Source organism: Dokdonella sp. GW821-FHT11D02 (assembly GCF_058808595.1).
Genome location: NZ_CM179520.1, coordinates 478,103 through 498,606, shown reverse-complemented (window position 1 = coordinate 498,606; position 20,504 = coordinate 478,103). Strand labels below are relative to the sequence as shown.

17 protein-coding genes are annotated in these 20,504 nt (G+C 66.4%); 6 read left to right on the top strand and 11 right to left on the bottom strand.

Annotated elements, in window-relative coordinates; genetic code table 11:
• Nucleotides 1-56 precede the first annotated feature (56 nt).
• Nucleotides 57-980 carry a cupin-like domain-containing protein gene (locus AC3QL3_RS02075; RefSeq protein ID WP_492896598.1) on the bottom strand — a complete coding sequence of 308 codons (924 nt, stop codon included), beginning with the start codon at nucleotides 978-980 and terminating at the stop codon, nucleotides 57-59.
• A 185-nt stretch (nucleotides 981-1,165) separates the two neighbouring features.
• Here AC3QL3_RS02075 and AC3QL3_RS02070 point away from each other — a divergent pair, with 185 nt between their 5' ends.
• Nucleotides 1,166-1,813: a J domain-containing protein gene (locus tag AC3QL3_RS02070; RefSeq protein WP_492896597.1), complete on the top strand. Its 648-nt coding sequence runs from the start codon at nucleotides 1,166-1,168 to the stop codon at nucleotides 1,811-1,813.
• Nucleotides 1,814-1,843: 30 nt separating this feature from the next.
• Here the strand turns inward: AC3QL3_RS02070 and AC3QL3_RS02065 are convergent, their stop codons facing one another.
• The gene (locus AC3QL3_RS02065) at nucleotides 1,844-3,244 is read right to left on the bottom strand and encodes a TIGR03013 family XrtA/PEP-CTERM system glycosyltransferase (protein ID WP_492896596.1); all 1,401 of its coding nucleotides are present in this window, start codon (nucleotides 3,242-3,244) and stop codon (nucleotides 1,844-1,846) included.
• 206 nt (nucleotides 3,245-3,450) lie between these two features.
• Here AC3QL3_RS02065 and glmS point away from each other — a divergent pair, with 206 nt between their 5' ends.
• From glmS to AC3QL3_RS02050, 3 genes are all read left to right on the top strand, one after another.
• Nucleotides 3,451-5,283 (top strand): glutamine--fructose-6-phosphate transaminase (isomerizing), encoded by a 1,833-nt coding sequence (gene glmS, locus AC3QL3_RS02060; RefSeq protein ID WP_492896595.1) that lies wholly within the window; start codon nucleotides 3,451-3,453, stop codon nucleotides 5,281-5,283.
• Between the two features lie 565 nt (nucleotides 5,284-5,848).
• Nucleotides 5,849-6,868 (top strand): hypothetical protein, encoded by a 1,020-nt coding sequence (locus tag AC3QL3_RS02055; protein WP_492896594.1) that lies wholly within the window; start codon nucleotides 5,849-5,851, stop codon nucleotides 6,866-6,868.
• A 77-nt stretch (nucleotides 6,869-6,945) separates the two neighbouring features.
• A complete protein-coding gene (locus AC3QL3_RS02050) occupies nucleotides 6,946-8,706 on the top strand; it encodes a M6 family metalloprotease domain-containing protein (protein WP_492896593.1) in 1,761 nt (586 codons plus the stop codon).
• Between the two features lie 35 nt (nucleotides 8,707-8,741).
• On the opposite strand, the gene AC3QL3_RS02045 is transcribed toward AC3QL3_RS02050, so the two are convergent.
• Nucleotides 8,742-10,187, bottom strand: a complete 1,446-nt coding sequence (locus AC3QL3_RS02045; protein ID WP_492896592.1) for a thioredoxin fold domain-containing protein — start codon at nucleotides 10,185-10,187, stop codon at nucleotides 8,742-8,744.
• Between the two features lie 423 nt (nucleotides 10,188-10,610).
• On the opposite strand from AC3QL3_RS02045, the gene AC3QL3_RS02040 reads away from it, so the two are divergent.
• Nucleotides 10,611-11,120 (top strand): lipocalin-like domain-containing protein, encoded by a 510-nt coding sequence (locus AC3QL3_RS02040; RefSeq protein WP_492896591.1) that lies wholly within the window; start codon nucleotides 10,611-10,613, stop codon nucleotides 11,118-11,120.
• Nucleotides 11,121-11,291: 171 nt separating this feature from the next.
• Nucleotides 11,292-11,588, top strand: a complete 297-nt coding sequence (locus AC3QL3_RS02035) for a BA14K family protein (RefSeq protein WP_492896590.1) — start codon at nucleotides 11,292-11,294, stop codon at nucleotides 11,586-11,588.
• Between the two features lie 24 nt (nucleotides 11,589-11,612).
• On the opposite strand, the gene AC3QL3_RS02030 is transcribed toward AC3QL3_RS02035, so the two are convergent.
• Genes AC3QL3_RS02030 through AC3QL3_RS01995 form a run of 8 tightly spaced genes read right to left on the bottom strand, consistent with a single transcriptional unit; the run spans nucleotide 11,613 to nucleotide 20,502 of the window.
• The gene (locus tag AC3QL3_RS02030; protein WP_492896589.1) at nucleotides 11,613-12,668 is read right to left on the bottom strand and encodes a sugar phosphate isomerase/epimerase family protein; all 1,056 of its coding nucleotides are present in this window, start codon (nucleotides 12,666-12,668) and stop codon (nucleotides 11,613-11,615) included.
• Nucleotides 12,665-13,819 (bottom strand): Gfo/Idh/MocA family protein, encoded by a 1,155-nt coding sequence (locus AC3QL3_RS02025; RefSeq protein ID WP_492896588.1) that lies wholly within the window; start codon nucleotides 13,817-13,819, stop codon nucleotides 12,665-12,667. Before AC3QL3_RS02025 ends, AC3QL3_RS02030 begins: the two co-directional genes overlap by 4 nt.
• 13 nt (nucleotides 13,820-13,832) lie before the next feature.
• Nucleotides 13,833-15,050, bottom strand: a complete 1,218-nt coding sequence (locus tag AC3QL3_RS02020; RefSeq protein WP_492896587.1) for an MFS transporter — start codon at nucleotides 15,048-15,050, stop codon at nucleotides 13,833-13,835.
• A gap of 11 nt (nucleotides 15,051-15,061) precedes the next feature.
• Entirely contained in the window at nucleotides 15,062-15,868 is an 807-nt protein-coding gene (locus AC3QL3_RS02015) for a 3-keto-disaccharide hydrolase (RefSeq protein ID WP_492896586.1), read from the bottom strand.
• 26 nt (nucleotides 15,869-15,894) lie between these two features.
• A complete protein-coding gene (locus tag AC3QL3_RS02010) occupies nucleotides 15,895-17,073 on the bottom strand; it encodes a lipase family protein (protein ID WP_492896585.1) in 1,179 nt (392 codons plus the stop codon).
• Nucleotides 17,070-18,080, bottom strand: a complete 1,011-nt coding sequence (locus AC3QL3_RS02005) for a sugar phosphate isomerase/epimerase family protein (RefSeq protein ID WP_492896584.1) — start codon at nucleotides 18,078-18,080, stop codon at nucleotides 17,070-17,072. The genes AC3QL3_RS02010 and AC3QL3_RS02005 overlap by 4 nt, the downstream gene beginning before the upstream one ends.
• Nucleotides 18,077-18,697 carry a gluconate 2-dehydrogenase subunit 3 family protein gene (locus AC3QL3_RS02000; RefSeq protein WP_492896583.1) on the bottom strand — a complete coding sequence of 207 codons (621 nt, stop codon included), beginning with the start codon at nucleotides 18,695-18,697 and terminating at the stop codon, nucleotides 18,077-18,079. The genes AC3QL3_RS02005 and AC3QL3_RS02000 overlap by 4 nt, the downstream gene beginning before the upstream one ends.
• Nucleotides 18,697-20,502 carry a GMC oxidoreductase gene (locus tag AC3QL3_RS01995; RefSeq protein WP_492896582.1) on the bottom strand — a complete coding sequence of 602 codons (1,806 nt, stop codon included), beginning with the start codon at nucleotides 20,500-20,502 and terminating at the stop codon, nucleotides 18,697-18,699. Before AC3QL3_RS01995 ends, AC3QL3_RS02000 begins: the two co-directional genes overlap by 1 nt.
• Between the last annotated feature and the right edge of the window lie 2 nt (nucleotides 20,503-20,504).

Here is a 20,504-nt window from a genome sequence, read left to right as displayed (position 1 = left end):
GCGCGAGTGGCGCAGTACATGGCGGTCGATGATCGGAGTTCGCCGGCGCATGCGCGTCACACGCCCCAACCGGCCAGACGGTTCGCGCCGAACCATTCGGCCACGCTGAACAAGGGGCCGAGCAGGCCGAGATAGGCGTGCATCGCCAGTGCGCGCAGCGGATGGCCGCGGCGGCGCTCCTCGACCACGACGTCGTCGACGAAGCCGCGCCAATTGCTCGCTTCGAGCTGATCGAAGGCGACGGTGATGTTCATGCTCAGACAGCGCGCGCTGTGCCAGACGCCGGAAGGGATGAACAAGGCTTCGCCGGTGCGCACCACCACGCGATGGCGGCGCGCCTGCCGCAACAGCGGCCAACGCTCGGTGTCGTGCAGATCGTCCACGCGCGACAGCCACGGCATTTCGGGGTGCACGTAGAGCAGATGTTCCTGGCCCGGCTCGTACAAGGTGAACTCCTTGTCGCCGTAGACCTGGGCGATCCAGGCGTGCAGGCGCAACATGTCGTAATGGAGATACGGGAATTCGCCGCCCGGACCGCCAAAAAAGAGTTCCAGATGGTTGACCAGCTCGAACACGTGACGCGGCATCCAGGCACTGGTGTGCCGGTTCGGCAGGCTGTAGTCGAAACGCGGAGTGAGGTCGGCCATCAGCCGGCCGCAGTCGGACAAGGTGCACGGGTACGGTGCCGGATGCGCGGTATCGGAAGCCTGCTGCATCGCGATGACCTCGCCGAGACGACAGCTGCGGCCGCGCACGCTGACCTTGGCATCGGCGAACTCGCGGCGGAAGAACTCCGGCGTGAAGCGCCCGAGCGCGTGCCAGTCGCGCAGCGCGTCGGTCAGCACGACCGGTCGCCGCGGCTTGCGGTAGCGCCGGACGAAGTCGGCCAGGCCGAGGCCGTGCACGCGCTCGACCCACGGCGACGCCGCGGGACGTGCGCCCTTGATCTGCGCCACTGAACCGAGCTTGGAGATCGCCATTTTCTGCCCGCAAACCCTGTCGCTGCCTCGTTCCGCCGTGCTCTGCGGCGGCCCCCTGCTGTCGCGGCGCCCGTAGGGGCGTCCACAAAAACTGCGAAGCAGTTCACATTTTAGCGTCGTTGGCGCACTCTTTGCGAGCGGCTCTTGGACCCTCGATCCTCGGCCTTCCGGCCCCGAAAGCGAGCATGAGCAACCAACCGACCGACTTCGTCTGGCTCTATCAACAGCTCGGACTGGCGCCTGACGGCGGCCTGGCCGAGCTGAAGAGCGCCTATCGCCGCCGTGTGGCCGAGCTGCACCCGGACCGCAATCCGCAGCCTGCGGCGGCGGCGGAGCTGCAGGAACTGACCGCGGCCTACCAGGCCGCCGTCGCGTTCGAGCGCCGCCACGGCCGCCTCCCAGGCGCCCGCGCGCGCAACGAGCCGGCGGCGGAGACGGCCCGCCCGAGCGCCCGTCCGCCCGACGCCACCCGCCGCACCGGGCTGCGCCGGGTCGTCTTCATCGCGCTGGCGGCAGCCGCCATCGGCTGGGTCGGCTGGACGCAGATCGGCGGCAGCCAGGCGCCGCTGATGGACGATCCCGCGGACGAGCCGCGCTTCGTCGAGATTCCATCGCAGCCGTTCGAACTCGCCCACGAAAACACGGTGCGCATCGAGCTCGGCATGGAGGCGGCCGCGGTGCGCACGATCGAGGGGCGGCCGGTGATGGAAAGCGCCGAACGCTGGGACTATGGGCCGTCCTGGGTCGAATTCGAACACGGCCGCGTCAGCGACTGGTACAGCTCGCGCCTGCGCCCGCTGAAGGTTTCCAAGCCGCGGCCGGCGGCGAAATGAGCGGCCGGGGAAATGCCGCTCGGCGCAGCGCTAGCGCGCGCCGCGGCCGAACAGCACGACCTCGACGGTCTGGATCAAGATCATCAAGTCGAACAGCAGATTGTGGTTCTTGACGTAGAACAGGTCGTACTTGAGCTTCTCGGTCGCGTCCTCTTCCGACGCGCCGTAGGGATAGCGCAGTTGCGCCCAGCCGGCGAGGCCCGGCTTCACCGCATGGCGCAGGTTGTAGTAGCGGATCTTCTCGGCCAGTTCCGCGACGAACTGCGGCCGCTCCGGACGCGGCCCGACCAGGCTCATCTCGCCGCGCAGCACGTTGACCAGCTGCGGCAGCTCGTCCAGCCGCGTCTTGCGGATGATGCGGCCGACGCGGGTGACGCGATCGTCGTTGCGCGTGGCCCAGCGCGCGACGCCGTCGCGTTCGGCGTCGGTGCGCATGCTGCGGAACTTGGTCAGCGCGAACACTTGGCCGCGCTCGCCGACGCGATCCTGCCGGTACAGGATCGGCTGGCCCTTGCCCGATTCGAGCCGGATCGCCAGCGCCGTGAACAGCATCAGCGGCCAGGTCAGCGCGAGCACGATCAGTGCGGTGGTCAGATCGAACACGCGCTTGATCGCGAGCCGCAGAGGCGATGCGTCGAAGCCGTCGGAGAACACCAGCCACGACGGCTCGATCAAGGACAGCTTGACCTTGCCCGATTCGCGTTCGAAGAAGGTCGGCAGATCGGTGATCGCGACGCCGGCCTGCTTGCAGTCGAGCAGTTCTTCCATCGGCAAGCCGCCGCGGCGGTCGTCCGGCCCGACCACGATCTCGTCGATCTGCAGACGTTCGGCCCAAAGGCGCAGCGGCCCGTCGAGCACGAGCAGACGGTCTTCCGGCACCATCACCGGCTCCTCGCCCATGCGCACGAAGCCGACGATGCTGAAGCCGCGCCGATCCGAACGCCGGCGCATGCGCTGCGGAATCAAGGCGGCGCGACGGCCGCTACCCAGCACCAGCACGCGCCGCTTCAGCGCTTCGGTGTCGACCAGGCGCGTGAACACGACACGGAACGCGGCGATCACCACGAAGCCGAACACCAGCGCGATGCCGAACACGCTGCGCCCGATGTAAGCCAGCGGAAAGACGTAGTAGATGACAATCAGCGCGATGCCGCCGAGCACGAAGCCGACCGCTTGGCGCGCGAGCAACCCGAACCAGGTCTCCCGCAGATGCACCTGATACAGACCGAGCGCCGCCATGCCGGCCGCGATGACCGCCGCGAACAGGAACGCGCGCGGCCAGACGTATTCGGAAAATCCGGCCAGGCTCGGCTCGTCGGCGATGTAGCGCAGGTGCGATGCGACCTTCACGCACAACGCCAGCAACACGAGTTCGAGCAACGCCAGCAGGAACAGCCAGCGCGTGGAGCGTTGGCGCAGCAACTGGTACATCGGATTGGTTCTCCTCGACGGGTCCCGCAAACCCGCTCGGCAGCTCTCGTCGCGCTCGACACCCATCGTCGATCGCATTTGTGCCGCCCTTCCGCCCTATCGTGCGCACGCGAGAATGCGCCGAGGGCCTATCATCTTCGCAGCGCCGCCCCCTTCCCAGCAAGGCGGCGAGCTCTGCGCGTTCAGTCATCAGCCAAGGAACTTCTATGTGTGGAATCGTAGCCGCCACCGCCGGCCGTGACGTGGTGCCGGTACTGATCGCCGGCCTCAAGGCGCTCGAATACCGCGGTTACGACTCCGCCGGCATCTCGGTGCTGGAAGACGGCCGCCTCGCGCGCGTACGCGCCAAGGGCAAGGTGCGTGACATGGAGGCGCTGTACGAATCGGCGCCGGTGGCCGGCTTCACCGGCATCGCGCACACGCGCTGGGCCACGCACGGCGTGCCGAACACGGTCAATGCTCATCCGCACGTTTCAAGCGAACGTGTCGCGGTCGTTCACAACGGCATCATCGAGAACCACGCCGAACTGCGCGAGGAACTGAAAGCGCGCGGCTACCGTTTCGAATCGGAAACCGACACCGAAGTCATCGCCCATCTGGTCGAACACGCGCTCGGCCAAGGCGCCGATCTGCGCGCGGCAGTGCTTTCGGCGACGCGGCGCCTGCACGGCGCCTACGCGATCGCGGTGATGAATCGCGACCAGCCCGATCGCGTCGTCGGCGCGCGCCGCGGCAGTCCGCTGGTGGTCGGCGTCGGCGAGGGCGAGCATTTCCTCGGCTCCGACGTGCAGGCGCTGATCCGTCAGACCAACCGCTTCGTCTATCTCGACGAGGGCGACGTGGTCGAAATCAGCCACGCGCATTTCGAGATCTGCGACGGCGACGGCAACCCGGTCGAGCGCACGATCCGCAAGAGCGAACTGTCCGCCGACGCGGTCGAGCGCGGCGAATATCGCCACTACATGCTCAAGGAGATCCACGAGCAGCCGCGCGCGGTCGCCGATACGCTGGAAGGCCGCATCAGCGAGAACCGCATCCTGCCCAATATCTTCGGCGTGGACGCCGAAGCGCTGCTGGCGCAGGTCAAGCACGTGCAGATCGTCGCCTGCGGCACCAGCTACCACGCCGGAATGGTCGCGCGCTATTGGCTCGAAGGCATCGCCGGTCTGCCGTGCAGCGTCGAAGTCGCCAGCGAATACCGCTACCGCCGCGCGGTGGTGCAGCCGGGCACGCTGTTTCTCGCCGTGTCGCAGTCGGGCGAGACCGCCGACACCTTGGCCGCGCTGCGCGACGGTCGCCAGCACGGCTATCTCGGCTCGATGGCGATCTGCAACGTGCCCGAATCGAGCCTGGTGCGCGAATCGGACCTGGTGCTGATGACGCGCGCCGGTCCCGAAATCGGCGTCGCCTCGACCAAGGCGTTCACGACCCAGCTGACCGCGCTCGCCCTGCTCGTGCTCGAACTCGCGCGCATCAACGGCCTCGCTGCGGACAAGTACGCGCGCCTGGTCGCAGAGCTGGCCACGCTGCCGCGCGTGATCGGCGAAGTGCTCAAGCTCGAACCCGAGATCGCCGCGCTGGCCGAACGCTTCGTGCCGCGCCACCACGCGCTGTTCCTCGGCCGCGGCGTGCACTACCCGGTCGCGCTGGAAGGCGCGCTCAAGCTGAAGGAAATCTCCTACATCCACGCCGAAGCGTACCCGGCCGGCGAACTCAAACACGGCCCGCTCGCGCTGGTCGACGAGGACATGCCGGTCATCACGGTGGCGCCGAACAATCAGCTGCTCGAGAAACTGAAATCCAACCTCGAGGAAGTGCGTGCGCGCGGCGGCGAGTTGTTCGTGTTCGCCGACACCGACGCGCCGATGGCGCAGAACGGCGATCGCGGCGCCGTGCTCAAGATCGCCTCCGGCGGCAACCTGATCGCGCCGGCCGTGTTCACCGTGCCGCTGCAGATGCTCGCTTACCACGTGGCCGTGCTGCGCGGGACCGACGTGGATCAGCCGCGGAATTTGGCGAAGTCGGTGACGGTGGAGTGAGCAATTGCGGGTGACCACCAAACAGGCCGCCGTGTCCATCGCCTGTTTTCGCCCCACGACCAGGGGCGAAATGTCCGCCCGGCATCTACCGCACCAATCGGAACCGCCAAACGCGGAAGCCGCTCCGATTGCTTTGCTTCGTAGAGAGCGAACTGGAACGAAAGCTCGTGGAGTGCGAGCCGACTAGTTTGCTCTCGGGCGTCTGGCCCCAGATCGTCTCTCGGTCGTCTCGAAATGCGCCTGACGGCGTCCGCACAGTGCGCGGTCGCCCATTCCTTTCCAGCGGCGAGCATTGCCCAGCTGTGCTGAGCGCTCAGCGACTCTTGAAGAATTTGCTCAGTCTCGCTGCGGCGGCTTTCAACCATGGGCTTTCGCGACAGCCTTCCCGTGATTGAGCAGCCGAACTGAGCGCCTCAGCGCGCGCCGGCATCTTTCCCGACGCTGCGGTACCCGCCAACATGGCTGCGGGGTCGAGGGACTTTCGTTTGAGCAGCGCGCGGCGGGATTTCCGCCTCCTGCCGTTGCTGTGCCGGTATGCCCAGGCGGCATCGCGAAAGGGGGAAATATGGATGCGCTCGGAGATAACTGCGGCAGACTGTTGCTGCTCGCGGCGTTGGTGCTGCTTTCATCGTGCGCGGCCTTCAAGTCATCGATGATCTCGGGGTCGAAGCCACCCAGCTACAGCGAGGGGCTCGAATATCACCTTCCTAAGAAGGACATCCTGCTCAGCGTGACCGTGGCGGATTCCGCTACTCCAGGCGTCGCCGTCACCGACGCGTATCCGGATCTCACCGCATCGTTTCTCCTCAACTACAGCAGAGGTCTGCTGTCGAAGAACGAGATGGTCATCGCCATCAACGAAAAAGGGCTGATCACCAGCGCGACCGCGACGATGACCAGTTCGATCAGCGACATCGCGGCGGAACTGGCGAAGTCCATGGCGGCGGCGAGGAGCGCACCGGCGGTTCCCGGCGCGAAGCCGCCCGGACCACCAGCGTGCAGCGAGCAGGGAACCTATACCAGGAACATCGATCCCTTTTCTCCCCCCTGGGATTCGCCCGTCGTCACGCAAAAGCTTTGCGACTACGTATTCACTATTTCCAGAGTCGATGCCCGCTCCGGCGACGGACACTATCCAAGCGCACCTCCGACTCGCTCGCGATCGGGTGTGTTCTACCGACAACTGGTGCCGTATCGAGTGACGGCCGCTCCGGTGAACGGCGGCATGGAGCGTTCGTTCCTCGCATTCATTCCCGATGCGCTGCAGGCCAACTACCTGAAGATTCCAATCGGAGTCTTCGCGGACGCGAGTGCGACGCTGACTTTCGTCGACGGAATGCCGACCGGCTATTCCCCCAAAGCGGACAGCGAAGTCCTGGCCGCGGCGAAGATTCCCGCGAACGTGATCAGCGAATACTTCGGCGCGGTCGGCAGCTTATTCGAGAAGATCGGCGCCGCGCGCACCAATGAGGCAGCCGCCGGCAAGAACAAAGCTGCCCTCATGTATCAGCAGTGGAAAGCTGCGCAATGTGCGAAAGCGTTGGCCACAGGCGATGCGTCCGCGATAACTGCGGCGTGCGAGTAGACGCGACGGTGCTGGGTGTCACTTCACGTCGCCAAGCATTCCGTTCCCGCAGCCGACCGCTACCAGGAGTGCTCCACATGATCGATGTCTTCACGCACCTCAAGGCGCCTGTGGTCGCGACGTTCGCCTTAGCCGCTTGCGCGAACGCGCTGGCATCGCCGGCCAATCCAGCCGTCATCGCGGTCAAGCAACCCGACGGCAAGATGGTTCATACCGTCTTGCGCGGAGACGAGCACCAAGCCTGGCGTGAAACTTTGGACGGCTACACGATTTTGAAGGGCGCCGGCGAAACCTTCTTCTACGCACGCCGGGGAGAGCCGGGCCAAGGCGGCGACACGGGCGGCTTGGTGCCGTCAGAGATCGTCGCACGCGAAACGCTGATGCCCGAGCACACAGGAGCGGGCGCCCAGAGTCCTTGGCTCCTGTTTCCCAAACATCTACGTCCGCGCCGCTATATCGAACGGGAGAAGCAGCAGGATCTTCTGTTGCAAAAACAGAGAACCGACTGGATTCGAACTATTGAGCGTCAAATCAAGCTGAAGAATCTTCGTGGGCAGAATTGGTCGTTCACGACGGCGCCGGCAAATACAGCGGGCCTTCCCGGTATCACCGGAACGTGGGCGCCGCAGCCGGTGGTGGGGGAACGACGCCTTCTGCTCGTCCTGATCGGCTTCGAGGATGCGCCGTTGCGGAAGGGTTCCGCTCAGTACTGGAGCAACCTCGCCTTCGGTGCGCCCGGGCCGTCGGTCGCCACCTACTACCGCGAGAATTCCTACGGCAAAGTTTCCATCGTCCCGGTGCCGGTCACTCAGCCGGGCGGCGTGACAGGTGTCGTGACGGTTTCGCTTCCGATCCAGCATCCCAACTACGGCAACAACTACACCTATGAGAACGAAGTTCCTTGGATTCGAGACGCTCTCGCCGCTGCGAGCCGCTTCGTCGATTTCGATGACCTCGATATCGATCTCGACGGAGAGATCTCCATCGACGAGACCCTGATTTACTTCGTTCTAGGTGGATACGAAACGGCGGCCGCGACGAACTTGACGCCCAGCATCTGGGCGCATCAATGGGGCGGACAAAGCATTCCGGCGGGCAAAAAGAGCATCTCGAACTGGGCGGTAAACGGTGAGATGTACGATGCCAAGACCCGCATCGGCATGGGCCTGGTCGCCCACGAGATGGGACATGCGATGGCCGGTTTGCCGGATCTCTACGACAAGAATGGTTTCAACGGAGGCCTGGGCGGCTTTAGCTTGATGTCGGTCGGAAACTGGGGTGCACGACAAGGAGAAACCCGCTCAACCACGCCGGTCGGTCTGGATGCTTGGACGCGGCACTACTTGGGCTGGTCCAATCCCAGGACCATCACCTCGACGGGCGAGGTTTCGCTCTCCAGCTCGGTTACCGATTCGGCTTCGGCGATCTTACTGGCGAATTTCGCGGCGAGTTCGAGCGAGTACTGGCTGGTCGAAAACCGGCCTCAAGTCGGCTGGGATGCCGGCTTGGCATCCCTGATCGGGAGCGGATCGGGCGGCATTCTGATTCAGCACATCGATGCCAACGTCGGCACGCAGGTCGCCAATACGTTCAACGCCTACGTGCCCGGAAAGCATCAGGGAAACGTCGTCGAGGCGCCACTCAACTCCGACTGCAATCTCGTGCTGCCCGGAGACGGCACCGGCTGCGAAGCGATTCTGTATTGGGCGCCGCACGCTTCGGCGAGCGAGTCGCTGAACTATTACTCGGGAAAATCCAGTGGATTTTCTCTGCAGAACATCTCCAGCCAAGGAGAAATCATGACTGCCAAGGTGATGGTGGCCGCAGAGGGCGGCTGATTTCGCCGCGGTACGACCTCAACCTTTCAGCAATCTCAGTTATCGGCCAAAGACACCGCATCCAGCGACTGCAACTTAGCCACCATCTGCTCCGGCGGCAGATAGCCAATGATCTTGCTGCCGTCGGCGGCGAAGATCGTCGGCGTACGATCGACGCCGATCTGGGTGCCGAGCGTGAACTGCTCGGCGACCGGGTTGTCGCATTTGGCCGGCGTCGCGTCCTTGCCGGTCTTCGCCGCGGTGAACGCGGCGTTGCGGTCCTTCGCGCACCAGACCGAAACGGCCTTGTCGTAGGACGGCGTGTTGAGCCCGCTGCGCGGGAAGAACAAGTAGTCGACCTCGATGCCGCGCTTGTTGTACTCGGCGATTTGCGAGTGCAACTTGCGGCAGTAGCCGCAGTCGATGTCGGTGAACACGGTCACCTTGTACTTCGGCTTGCCGCCTTCGGCCGGGAAGACGATGCGTTGGCCGGGCGGCACCGCGTCGAGCTTGGCCTTGCTCTGCACGGCGATGCGCGAGGCGGTCAGGTCGCGCTTGTTGCGCGTGTCGTGCAGCGCGCCTTGCATCAAGTAACGACCGTCGTCGCTGACGTAGACCATCTGGCTGCCGACCAGGATCTGGCGATAGCCCGAAACCGGCGCCGGCTCTATCTGGTCGATCTTCGCCTGCGGCACCAGGGTCTGCATGGCCTTGCGTGCGGCGCCGTCGGCGCTGACGTCGAGCGGCGACGCTTGCGTCACCGAAGCCGTGGCGGTCGACTTTTGCGCCCGGCGATCAAGCTCGGCGGCGAGCTGATCGGGCGACTGCGCGATCTGGATCGGAATCTGCGAACCGTCCGCGGCGAGAATCGTCGGCGTGCCGTTGATGCCGAGCGACTGCGCCAGCTGGGTGAGTTCGGACACCGGATTGGGGCAAGTCGCCTTGCCCGGGTCCTGCCCGCCCATCGCGGCGGTGAACGCGCCCGAACGATCCTTCGCGCACCACACCGCTGCGGCCTTCTCGTCCGCTTGCGGATGGATCACGAGCGCATTGAACAAGTATTCGACCGCGATGCCCTTCGCATTGTAAGCCGCGATCTGCTGATGGAAGCGGCGGCAGAACGGGCAGTCGATGTCGGTGAACACCGTCACCGTGTGCTTGGTCTGCACCGGCGCCTGCGGCGCGAACACGATGCGCTTCTCCGGCCCGACCTTGTCGAGCGCCGCTTTGCTCACCTTGGCCTGCGACTGCGCGGTCAGATCGCGCTTGTTGGCGACGTCATAAGCATTGCCGTCGACGAGGTAGCGGCCGTCCTTGCTGACGTAGAAGAAGCGGCCGCCGGCCATGGCTTCATAAAAGCCCGGCACGTTCGACTCCTGCACCGCGTCGACCTTGATCGTCGGCGCCAGCGCGGCGACCGCCTGCTGGGCGGTTTCCTGCGGCGTGGCGGCAACGGCCGTGACGGCCGCGAACGAGCCGAGAATCAGCAAAGAAGAACGCATGAGAACCCCGTGTTCCGATGGATGTCCGGTTCAAGATCGGCCGCAAGCGATGGCGCTTGCGCTGGGTCGCCCCGCCCTGACGACTGCGCTAGGACTGCGTCCGGGGCGGCGTAGTTCCGCAGCGTCGAGCATTTCGTGGTTTGCGGCGAACGCGCCGGTGAGTCTCTCAGCCGGCCCTGCTGGGCTTCCATTGGATGGCACGGCGCTGCACATCGGAAGCATCCATCGCACCGCGATATGGCGCGGAATTCCGACACGAGGAAGCCTTAGACTTGAGCGGTTCTTCCACGCGGCGTTCGCTCGATCGATGACCCTCTTTCCCGATACGGCCTCGGCTCCGCGCCCGCTCGCCGGAGCGCATGAGCTGCTCCCGGAAACGCACAATCGACCAAGCGATGGCCGCTTCCACTGCAAAGGCTAGATATGAACCAGGCTCGTGTTGGTGTTGTTGCAGGTTTCTTGCTGTCGGCGTTGATCGGCGTGTCGGCGAGCGCGCCGGCAGCGGCGGCGGACCGTTCCAAGGCGCTGGTCGGGACTTGGCGAATCGAACGGATTGCCGACACCGATGCGGCCGGAAAGACCTCCTATCCATACGGAGAGCATCCGCTCGGATACATCGTCTACGACGCGACCGGCCATCTGCATGTGCAGATCATGCGTACGCCGGCCACCGCGCCGTTCGCTTCCGGCGACGATGCCACCGGCACCGATGCGGAAGTTCGCGCGGCCTATCAGGGTTATGTCGCCTACTTCGGCACCTATCACGTCGATGCGCAGAAAGGCATTGTCGTGCACAAGGTGGAAGGCAGCTTGATGCCGAGCTACACCGGCACCGATCAGCCGCGGCCGTTCCGCATCGCCGGTGACGTGCTAACCATCGAGGGCGACAGCGGCGGCGTTCATTTCCTGCGCCAACTGCGCCGCGTGCGTTGATCGTCTCCGCTCACAGCTGCGATCAAACCGCGCCGTCTTCGGATTGCGCGGTGCGACGCTGGATGTCGAACATCGGGACGACACCGTAGTGGACTCGCGCCGCCACCGACCCTACCCTGCCGTCAGCGTGTCGGCAGGAAGGCCGCCGCGATCGGCATCCGGAGTGAGGCGATGAATCGATACCCGTTGCTCTTGAGCGCCGCCGCGATATTTGCGATCCCAGCCCTCATCCTGCACTCGTCGCCGGCGAGCGCGCAGTGGCTCGGCCCGCAACTGGACGCGCAGCGTTACGACAACCTGCGCCGCCACCAGCAGCGCATCCAGCAGAAGCGGCAACAGCAACGCAAGGCCGCGACGCAGCCGCTCACGCCGCATCAGCGCGCCTGCGCGCAGCGCTACCGCTCCTACGATGCGGCGACGAACACCTATCAAGTCCGACCAGGCGTCAGGGCGCGCTGCCGCCTCTAGCGCCGCAGCGTCGCAGCACTCCGGCTACTCGAGCCCGAGCAAGCGCCGATTGAAGGCGCGATCCGCTCCACCGCCGGCGAAGTCGTCGAACGCATGCTCGGTCACGCGAATGATGTGGTCGCGCACGAACGCGGCGCCTTCGCGCGCACCGTCTTCGGGGTGCTTGATCGCGCATTCCCATTCGACCACCGCCCAACCCGGATAGTCGTATTGCGCGAGCTTGGAGAAGACCGCCTTGAAATCGACTTGGCCGTCGCCGAGCGAGCGGAAGCGGCCGGGGCGATCGATCCAGTTCTGATAGCCGCCGTAGACGCCGGATTTTCCGTTCGCGCGGAACTCCGCGTCCTTGACGTGGAAGATGCGGATGAACTCGTGGTAGTGGTCGATGTAGGCGAGGTAGTCGAGCTGCTGCAGCACGAAGTGGCTCGGGTCGTACAGCATGCGGCAACGCGGATGCGTACCGGTGGCGGCGAGAAAACGCTCGAAGGTGACGCCGTCGTGCAGGTCCTCGCCCGGATGGATCTCGTAGCAGACATCGACGCCGACCGCGTCGAACGCATCGAGGATCGGCCTCCAGCGGCGCGCGAGTTCGGCGAAGCCTTCTTCGACCAAGCCCGGCGGCCGCGGCGGCCACGGATAGGCCATGTGCCAGAGCAGCGCGCCGGAAAAAGTCGCGTGCGCGACCAGGCCCAAGTTGCGGCTGGCGCGCGCGGCCAGATGCAGCTGCTCGACGGCCCAGGCGGTGCGCCGAGCCGGATTGCCGCGCAGCGCTTCCGGCGCGAAGCCGTCGAACGATGCGTCGTAGGCCGGATGCACGGCGACCAACTGGCCTTGCAGATGGGTCGAAAGCTCGGTGATCTCGAGGCCGTGCGCGGCGACGACGCCTTTGATCTCGTCGCAGTAGTCCTTGCTTTCGGCCGCGCGCGCGAGATCGATGCAGCGCGCGTCCCAGCTCGGGATCTGCACGCCGCGATAGCCGAGCGCGGCCATCCACGCGCAGATGCGGTCGAGCGAATCGAACGGCGGCCGCTCGCCCATGAACTGCGCGAGAAAGATGGCGGGGCCTTTGATCGTCTTCATGGCAGAACGGTCCACTTGCGCTCGCTGCGGGAGGAACGGATCGCGGCGTCGACGAAGGCCATGCCGCGCGCGCCGTCGTCCACCGTCGGCACGTCGTAGTCGCGCAGGTCGACGGCGGGATCGCGCGCATGATCGCGCACGGCGCGGAAGAATCCTGCGTAGAGATTGGCGAAGGCTTCCAGATAGCCTTCCGGATGGCCGGGCGGCGTGCGCGTGGCGGCGGCTGCGGCGGAGTCGAGATAGCCGGTGCCGGCGCGCCAGATCTGCACCGGCGCATCCAGCGGCCGCAGGATCAGCGAATTGGGATCGGCGTGCTGCCACTCGATGCCGCCGGTTTCGCCGTATACGCGCAGGCGCAGGTTGTTCTCTTCGCCGGCGGCGACCTGGGTTGCGAACAAGACGCCGCCGGCGCCGTTGTCGAAACGCAGCAGCATCGCCGCGTCGTCGTCGAGCCGGCGCCCGGCGACCACGCTGGCCAGCGTCGCATCGAGCGCGACGATGCGCAGGCCGCTGACGTACTCGGCCAGATGCGCCGCATGCGTACCGATGTCGCCGACCGCGCCGCCGGCGCCTGAGCGCGCCGGATCGGTGCGCCATTCCGCTTGTTTCTGGCCGCTGCGTTCGACGTCGGTCGCGAGCCAGCCTTGCGGATATTCGACATAGACCTTGCGCACTGCGCCGATACGCCCGGCCGCGACCAGCGCGCGCGCTTGTTTGACCAGCGGATAGCCGCTGTAGGTGTAGGTCACCGCGAGCAGGCGGCGCGTGCGCGCGACGGTCTCCTTGAGCTGCTCGGCTTGCTCCAGCGAAAAGCACAGCGGCTTGTCGACGATGACGTGGAAACCGGCCTCGAGGCAACGTCGCGCCGGTTCGTAGTGCAGATGGTTCGGCGTGGTGATCGCGGCGAAATCCATGCGCTCGCCGGACGGCAGCGCCTGCTCCGCTTCGATCATGTGCTCGTAGCTCGCATACGCGCGCGCCTCCGGCACGTGATAGGACGCGCCGGCCTCGCGCGAGCGTTCGGGCGAGCTGCTGAAGGCACCGCAGACCAGTTCCGCCTCGCCGTCGAGTTCGGCGGCGAGACGGTGGATGCGGCCGATGAAGGAACCGGGGCCGCCGCCGATCAGGCCCATGCGCAGTTTGCGCGTCATCGCTCGCGCTCCGTCAGTGCGCGGTCTGCGCTGGACGCGACCGCGCATAGTAGAAAACCATGCCGGCGAACACGATCGCCAGCGGTATCGAAAGGCCGGCCATCATGCGCAGCGCGGCACCGGCGCCGAACTGGTCGATGCGCGCGCCCATCAGCGGCAGCGCCACCGCCACCGACAACATGCCGGCGCCGCCCATCAAACACATCAGCAGGGCGCCGCCGCGCGGATAACGTTCGGACGTCACCCCGAGCATGGTCGGCCACAGGAACGCCTTGCCGACACCGAACACCGTCGCCGCAGCCAACGCCGTCACCGCGCCGCTGCCCGCCTCGAGGCTGCCGAGCCAGAACAAGCCGACGCCGGCGAGCAGCGAACAGACCAGCAGGGTCGCGATCGGCGAACGATGCGCGATGCCACTGCCGAAGGTGCGCAGCACGAACACCAGACCCGCGGTGTAGACCAGATAGAGCACGCCCTGCATCTGCGGCGCGAGCGTCTGCATCACCGCCGGGAACCACTGGTCCGGGCCGAGCTCGATCGCGGCGGTCAACCACATGCAGCCGAACAGCAGCACGAAGCCCGGGCGCAGCGCCTCGCGCCACATGTCGCGGTCGGACACCTGCTGCTGCACGCGCTCGGTCTGCGGATATCGCAGGCGCAGCGCCATCAGCAGATAGATCAAAGCCGGCACCAGGATCGTCGCGAGCTTGAGCTGCCACGATGCCTGAAACAGCGAGGTCAGCGCGACCGCGAGCAGGCCGCCGATGATCATGCCGCCCGGCCACCACGCGTGCAGCATGTTCAGGCGTTGCGTCTTGCGCTCGCTGTAGACGGTGGCGATCAGCGGATTGATCACGCCTTCGACCAGGCCTTGCGACAAACCCATGATCATGAAACCGGCGTAGAGCATCGCGGTGCCCGGATGATCGAAGATCGAAGCGACCGGCGCCACGGGCCGCGTCGCGAACACGACCAGGCCGATGCCGACGAAATAGCCGAGCGCCGACAGAATATGCAGCGCGCGCATGCCGACCGCATCGACCAGCGCGCCGCTGATCAAGATCGCCAGAGTGAAGCACCAGAACGCCGGGCTGAAGATCAGCCCGAGCTGTTCGTTGCTCAGATGGAATGCCGCCGCCATCTCGTTGGCGATGTCGCCGCGGATCGCGAACACCATCGAGGTGGTGACCAGCGAGACGCAGCTGGCGACGAACAACTTGGACTTGTCCACGGCGGCTCCGGTCATTGCGCGACGAGCGGACGAATCCAGATGTTGCGGAAGCGCACCGGCGTGTGGTGGTCCTGCAGCTTGAGCGGCATGGCCAAATCGTGCGGCTTCCAGGTCGGCAGCGCGTGATGCACAGAGGGGCCGAGCAGGGTCGTGTGGTTCTGCGTCAGCACGCCGTTGTGGAACACGGTGACGTAGCCGGGCGAGGTCACCTTGCCGTCGGCGAAGCGCGGACTTTCGAACACGATGTCGTAGCTCTGCCACTGCCCGGGCGCGCGCGAGGCGTTGACCTGCGGCGGCGTCTGACCGTAGATCGCCGAGGCTTGGCCGTCGGCGTAGGTGAGGTTGTCGTAGCTGTCGAGCACCTGCACTTCGTACATTCCGGCGAGGAATACGCCGCTGTTGCCGCGCCCTTGGCTCTTGCTGCTCGGCGGCGACGGCTCGCTGAATTCGACGTGCAGCTGGTAGTCGCCGAACTTGCTCTTGGTCGCGATGTCGCCGGCGCCGGCGACCACTTCCATGTAGCCGTGCTCGACCTTCCAGCCGGCCGCGCCGCCCTGCTCGGACTGCCACGCATCCAGATTCTTGCCGTCGAACAGGATCGTCGCGTCCGCCGGCGGCTGGCCGAGCGCATCGCCCGGCTTGACCACGCGCGGACGCGGCCGCTCGTCGTCGTGCACGCGCCAGCGGCTGCCGGGCAGCTGCGGCGTGTCGGTGTAGCCGGTCGGGTACTTTTCTTCTTCGGCGCACACGGCGGCGGCGGCGAAGCTCAGCGCGGCGGCGAACGCGCCACGCACGACGGAATGCAGGATCGGAGTCATCGAATGTCCCTCGGCAGCGGTCGCGTTCAGATCTGGCACGACTTCGTCAGCGGTTTGCCGTCGAAGCGGTCGCGTGCCCAATCGAGCATGCGGCTGCCGTCGAAGGTACCGTGCGACTTGTCGGCCTGGAAGTCGATCTCGACGCGCGTGCCGAGACGGCAGGCGTCGGCGATCGCCTGTTGGGTCCACTCCGCCTTGATGTATTCGTCCTTGCCGGCGTAGATGACCAGCATCGGCACGTCGGTCTTGCGCTTGGGCACGGCCATCGCTTCGAGCAGCTGTTCGAGCTTGCGCGTCGCCGCCGGCGTGGACGGTTTCAGCTCCTCCGGCTTGATCTGCATGACCGCCTTGCCGCGCGCCTCCTGGCGTGCCGGCAGACACTGGCCGAGCGCGTCCCAGTTGGCCTTGACCGAGCCGCGCCGATAAAGATCCATGTCCAGTTCCGGATGCGCGCGGCTCTGCGAGATCAACAGCGCCGTGTAGGCGGCCGCTTGTGTCGGCGTCATCGTTCCGCTTTCGGCGAGCTTGGCGTAGCCGGCGATGTCGGCCGCCGGCACCGCGTTGACCGCACCGACCAGGTGCAACTCGGGCGCGTACACCGGCGCCTGCTCGGCCGCCGCCCACGAGGCGCCGCCGCCCTGCGAACCGCCGAAGGTGACCCAACGATCGGAGATCAGACCCGGCTTCGCGTTGCGCAGCGCGCGGACCGAGTCGATCACGTTGTAGGCCTCGGTCTTGTTGTCGAGATACACGTGCAGGCCCGGCGCGCCGAGGCCCTGGTAGTCGGCGAACGCGACCGCGTAGCCGGCCTTCAAGTAACCCGCGACCATGCCGGCCATGCCGAGCAGATTGGGCGACAGCGACGGCCCGCATTCCTCGGTGATGCCGGTGGTGCCGTGCGCATGCGCGAGCACCGGCCAGCCGCCCTTGGGCGGCGTGCCGGCCGGCACGAACAGCGTGCCCGAGACGACGGTGTGCTTGCCGTCGCTGGAGGTGGAGCGGTAGAGCACGCGCATCGATTCGCCGCCGAGATCGCGTACGACCGGATCGATGTCGGCGAACGGCTTCAGCTCGACCACGCTGCCGGGCGCCTCGCTCTTGTCGCGGCTCGCAGCGAGCGCCGAACCGGCGAGGCCGGCGAGCAGCAGAGCGGCGGTGAGAACGGCGCAGCGCGCGCCGAGAGTACGAACGGGAAACGGCTTCACGATGAGGTCCTCTGCTTCGACGCGCGACCGGCGAACAGCCGGGTCAGGAATTGGTAGTCGGCGCGCGCCGCGTCCATCGGCGTGGTCGCGAACGGCTCTTCGTGCTCGACGAACATGTGCTCGACGTGACTGCCGCGCAGCAGTTCGAGCAGTTCGTTCCAATCGACGATGCCGCTGCCGGCGTCGGTCGAGGGCATCTGCATCACGCTGCTCGAGCGCTGCTTGGCGTCCTTCAGATGCAGCAGCTTCAAGCGCTCGCCGCAGGCGCGGAACCACGGCGCCAGTTTCTGTCCCGCGGCGGCGACCCAGCCGATGTCGAGCTCGATGTCGATCAGCTTGGCCTCGGTGCGTTCGAGCAGGATGCGCAGGCCGTTGGTGTCGCCCGGCAGCGGCGAGAAGTCGATGCCGTGGTTGTGATAGGCGAGCCGGATGCCGGATTTCGCCAGCGCCGCGCCCTTCTCGTTGAGCAGGTCGGCGGTGCGCTTCCAGTCGTCCGCGTCGAGCGTGGCGAACAGGCGCGAGACCGCTTCCACATTCCAGCCCGCCGGCGGCTTCTGCAGCACGTCGTAGATGCGATCGGGCAAGAGCGGAATCGGCACCGCCGCGTAGCGCACGCCGAGCGTGTGCAGGTCGTCGGAAAAGCGGGAGAGATCTTGCAGATCCCAGGCGCCCTTGCCCGGGCGCGGAATCGCATGCGCGGCCGGCGCCTTGAGGCCCGCCGCATCGAGCGCGCGCCGCAGTTCGGCGGCTGGGCGCTCGTAGTGGCCGGCGAATTCGACTTCGCGATAGCCGATCGCGGCGATCGCCTTGAAGGCGGCGGCGATGTCGTCTTTCGGCGTCAGCCCGAGCGTGTACAGCTCAAGTCCCGGCGCCCACGGGATCGCCTTGCCGGCGCCGGCTTTGCCCGCCGCGGCGGACAACAAGGGATGAGCGAACGCGGCGCCGGCAGCGGCCGCGGCGATGCCGCGCAGCACACGGCGGCGCGCAAGAAACGTCGAATCGTTCACGCGAGACCTACCTTTTTCAGGACTTCGAGCGGCGGTCCGTCGAACCGCGGCAGCGGGATGTTGCCGATGTACTGCAAATCTTCGCGCCCCTTGGGCGTGGTGTAGAAGCCGCCGACGGTGAGGTCGCGGTAGCGCGCGAAGAACTTCGCCGCCTCGATCGTGTCCGCTTTCGCCTTCGGCAGATAGCAGATCTCGTCGCAGATCGCACCGATCTGCGACGCGTCGAGCGCGCGCAGCGGCTTGGCGTAGCGCCGCTTCGCTTCGGCGTCGAACCAGGCGAGGCCTTCGAGCACGACGCGGCGATCCTCGCGCTGGGTCGGATACGGCGCGCTGATCCATTCGTCGATGAAGTCGACCACGCCGACCGCCGAGGCGCTCGGCGAATGCGCATCGGCCGGCACGATCGTGTCGCACAGGATCGTCGCCAGTTCGCGCTGCTCGGGCGACAAGGTCAGCGGCCACAGTTCGCCGGGATGATACGGATCGATCAGGCGCGGGTCGGCGCCGTAGGGCTTGGCGGCGCGCACGGCTTCGGCGGCGCTGGCCGGCACCAGGCGGCCGAGCGGCAAGGCGCTGGCCGCGGCGACTATCCACTTGAGCGTCGTGCGCCGGTCCATCACAGCTCCTTGCGGCTCATGCCGTCGAGTATGCGATCGGCCACGCGCCAGGCGTTGGCCATGATCGTCAAAGTCGGGTTCTTGTCCGCGTTCGACGGGAACACCGCGCCGTCGGTGAGAAAGAGGTTCTTCACTTCCCAGGCACGGCACCATTTGTCGACCACCGAGCTTCGCGGGTCCTCGCCCATGATCGCGCCGCCGACTTCGTGGATGATGCTGCCGCCCGGCGCGATCGCCTTGGCGCCGTCGGTCTCGGGCGGCTCTTGCAGACGTCCGCCCATCGCTTCGATCAGTTCGGCGAAGGTCTTCTGCATGTGCGCGGCTTGGCGCGTTTCGTGGTCCGACCATTTCCAGTGGAAGCGCAGCACCGGAATGCCCCAGCGGTCTTTCGTGCTGGGATCGATCTCGCAGTAGGAGTTCTCGTTCGGAATCATCTCGCCGCGGCCGGCGAAGTAGACCATCGAGCCGTAGTAGCGGCGCGCGTCTTCCTTCAGCTTCTTGCCGTAGCTGCCGCCGGTGAGCCATTCGATGCCGCCGATGGTGTGGAACTGCGGCATGCGGCGGCCGCCGCCGAATTCGACGTGATAGCCGCGCGCGAACGGCAGCTTGCCGGCTTTCTGTGCCGCGTAGCCCCACCACGGCATGTACATGTGGCAGCCGGAGACGCCTTCCTCGTTGTGCGGCGGCAGGCTTTCGAGCAGCGGTATCTGCCCGGCCAGGCCGCTGCCGACCGTGTCCATCAGGTACTTGCCGAGCTTGCCGCTGGAATTGGCCAGCCCTTGCGGGAACTGCGCCGATTTGGAATTGAGCAGGATGCGCACGGTCTCGCACGCGCTCGCCGCCAGCACCACCACGCGCGCGCGCGCCGTACGCGAGCGGCCGCTGCGCCGGTCGACGAAGCGCACGCCGTCGGCACGACCGTTCTTCGCCAGCATGACCTCGGCCACCATCGCATCGGTGACGATGTCGAGTTTGCCGGTTGCCAACGCCGGCGGCAGATGCACCGTGGTCGACTGATAGTTCGCGCGGATCGAACAGCCCTGCCCGCACGGCGTCGCCCAGAAGCAGCTGGCGCGCCGGCGCATGTCGTCGGCGAGGATGCGTTGCGCGTTCGGATTGCCCGGATGCAGCTTGGCCGGCGAGTTCTTCCAATCGAGCGGCTGGGTCAGCACGGCGCGATGGCAAGCGACTGTGCGCGCGCCGACTTTCGGACTGTGTTTTTGGATCAAAAGATCGCTGACGATCGGCTTGGGCGGCGGCAGCAGGCAGCCTTCGGGCGAGTCGGGCGTGTTCTCGAGGCCGTCGTTGGCGCCGTACACGCCGATCAGCATCTCGACCTTGTCGTAGTACGGCGCCAGCTCGTCGTAGCCGATCGGCCAATCGAAGCCGAGACCGTCGCGCGAGTGCGGCTTGAAGTCGTAGGGGCCGTTGCGCAGCGAGATGCGGCCCCAGTGGTTGGTGCGGCCGCCGAGCATGCGCGCGCGCCACCAGTCGAAGCGGCCGCTGTCGTCCTGGCTGGCCGACACGTACGGCTCGCCCGGCACCTGCCAGCCGCCGTCGACGGTGGCGTCGTAGAAGCCGAACGGTTTCTCCGGCGTGCCGCTGCCGCGCAGCGGCGCCATTTCCGGCGTCTGGAACATCGCCGTTTCGCGCTGCGGATCGTAGTGACGGCCGGCTTCGAGCATCAGCACGCGTGCGCCACCCATCGCCAGGGTGTAGGCGGACTGGCCGCCGCCTGCACCGGAGCCGACGACGATGACGTCGTACTCGGTCTTGGCGATCGCGTCGGCGTCGATGAATGCCATGC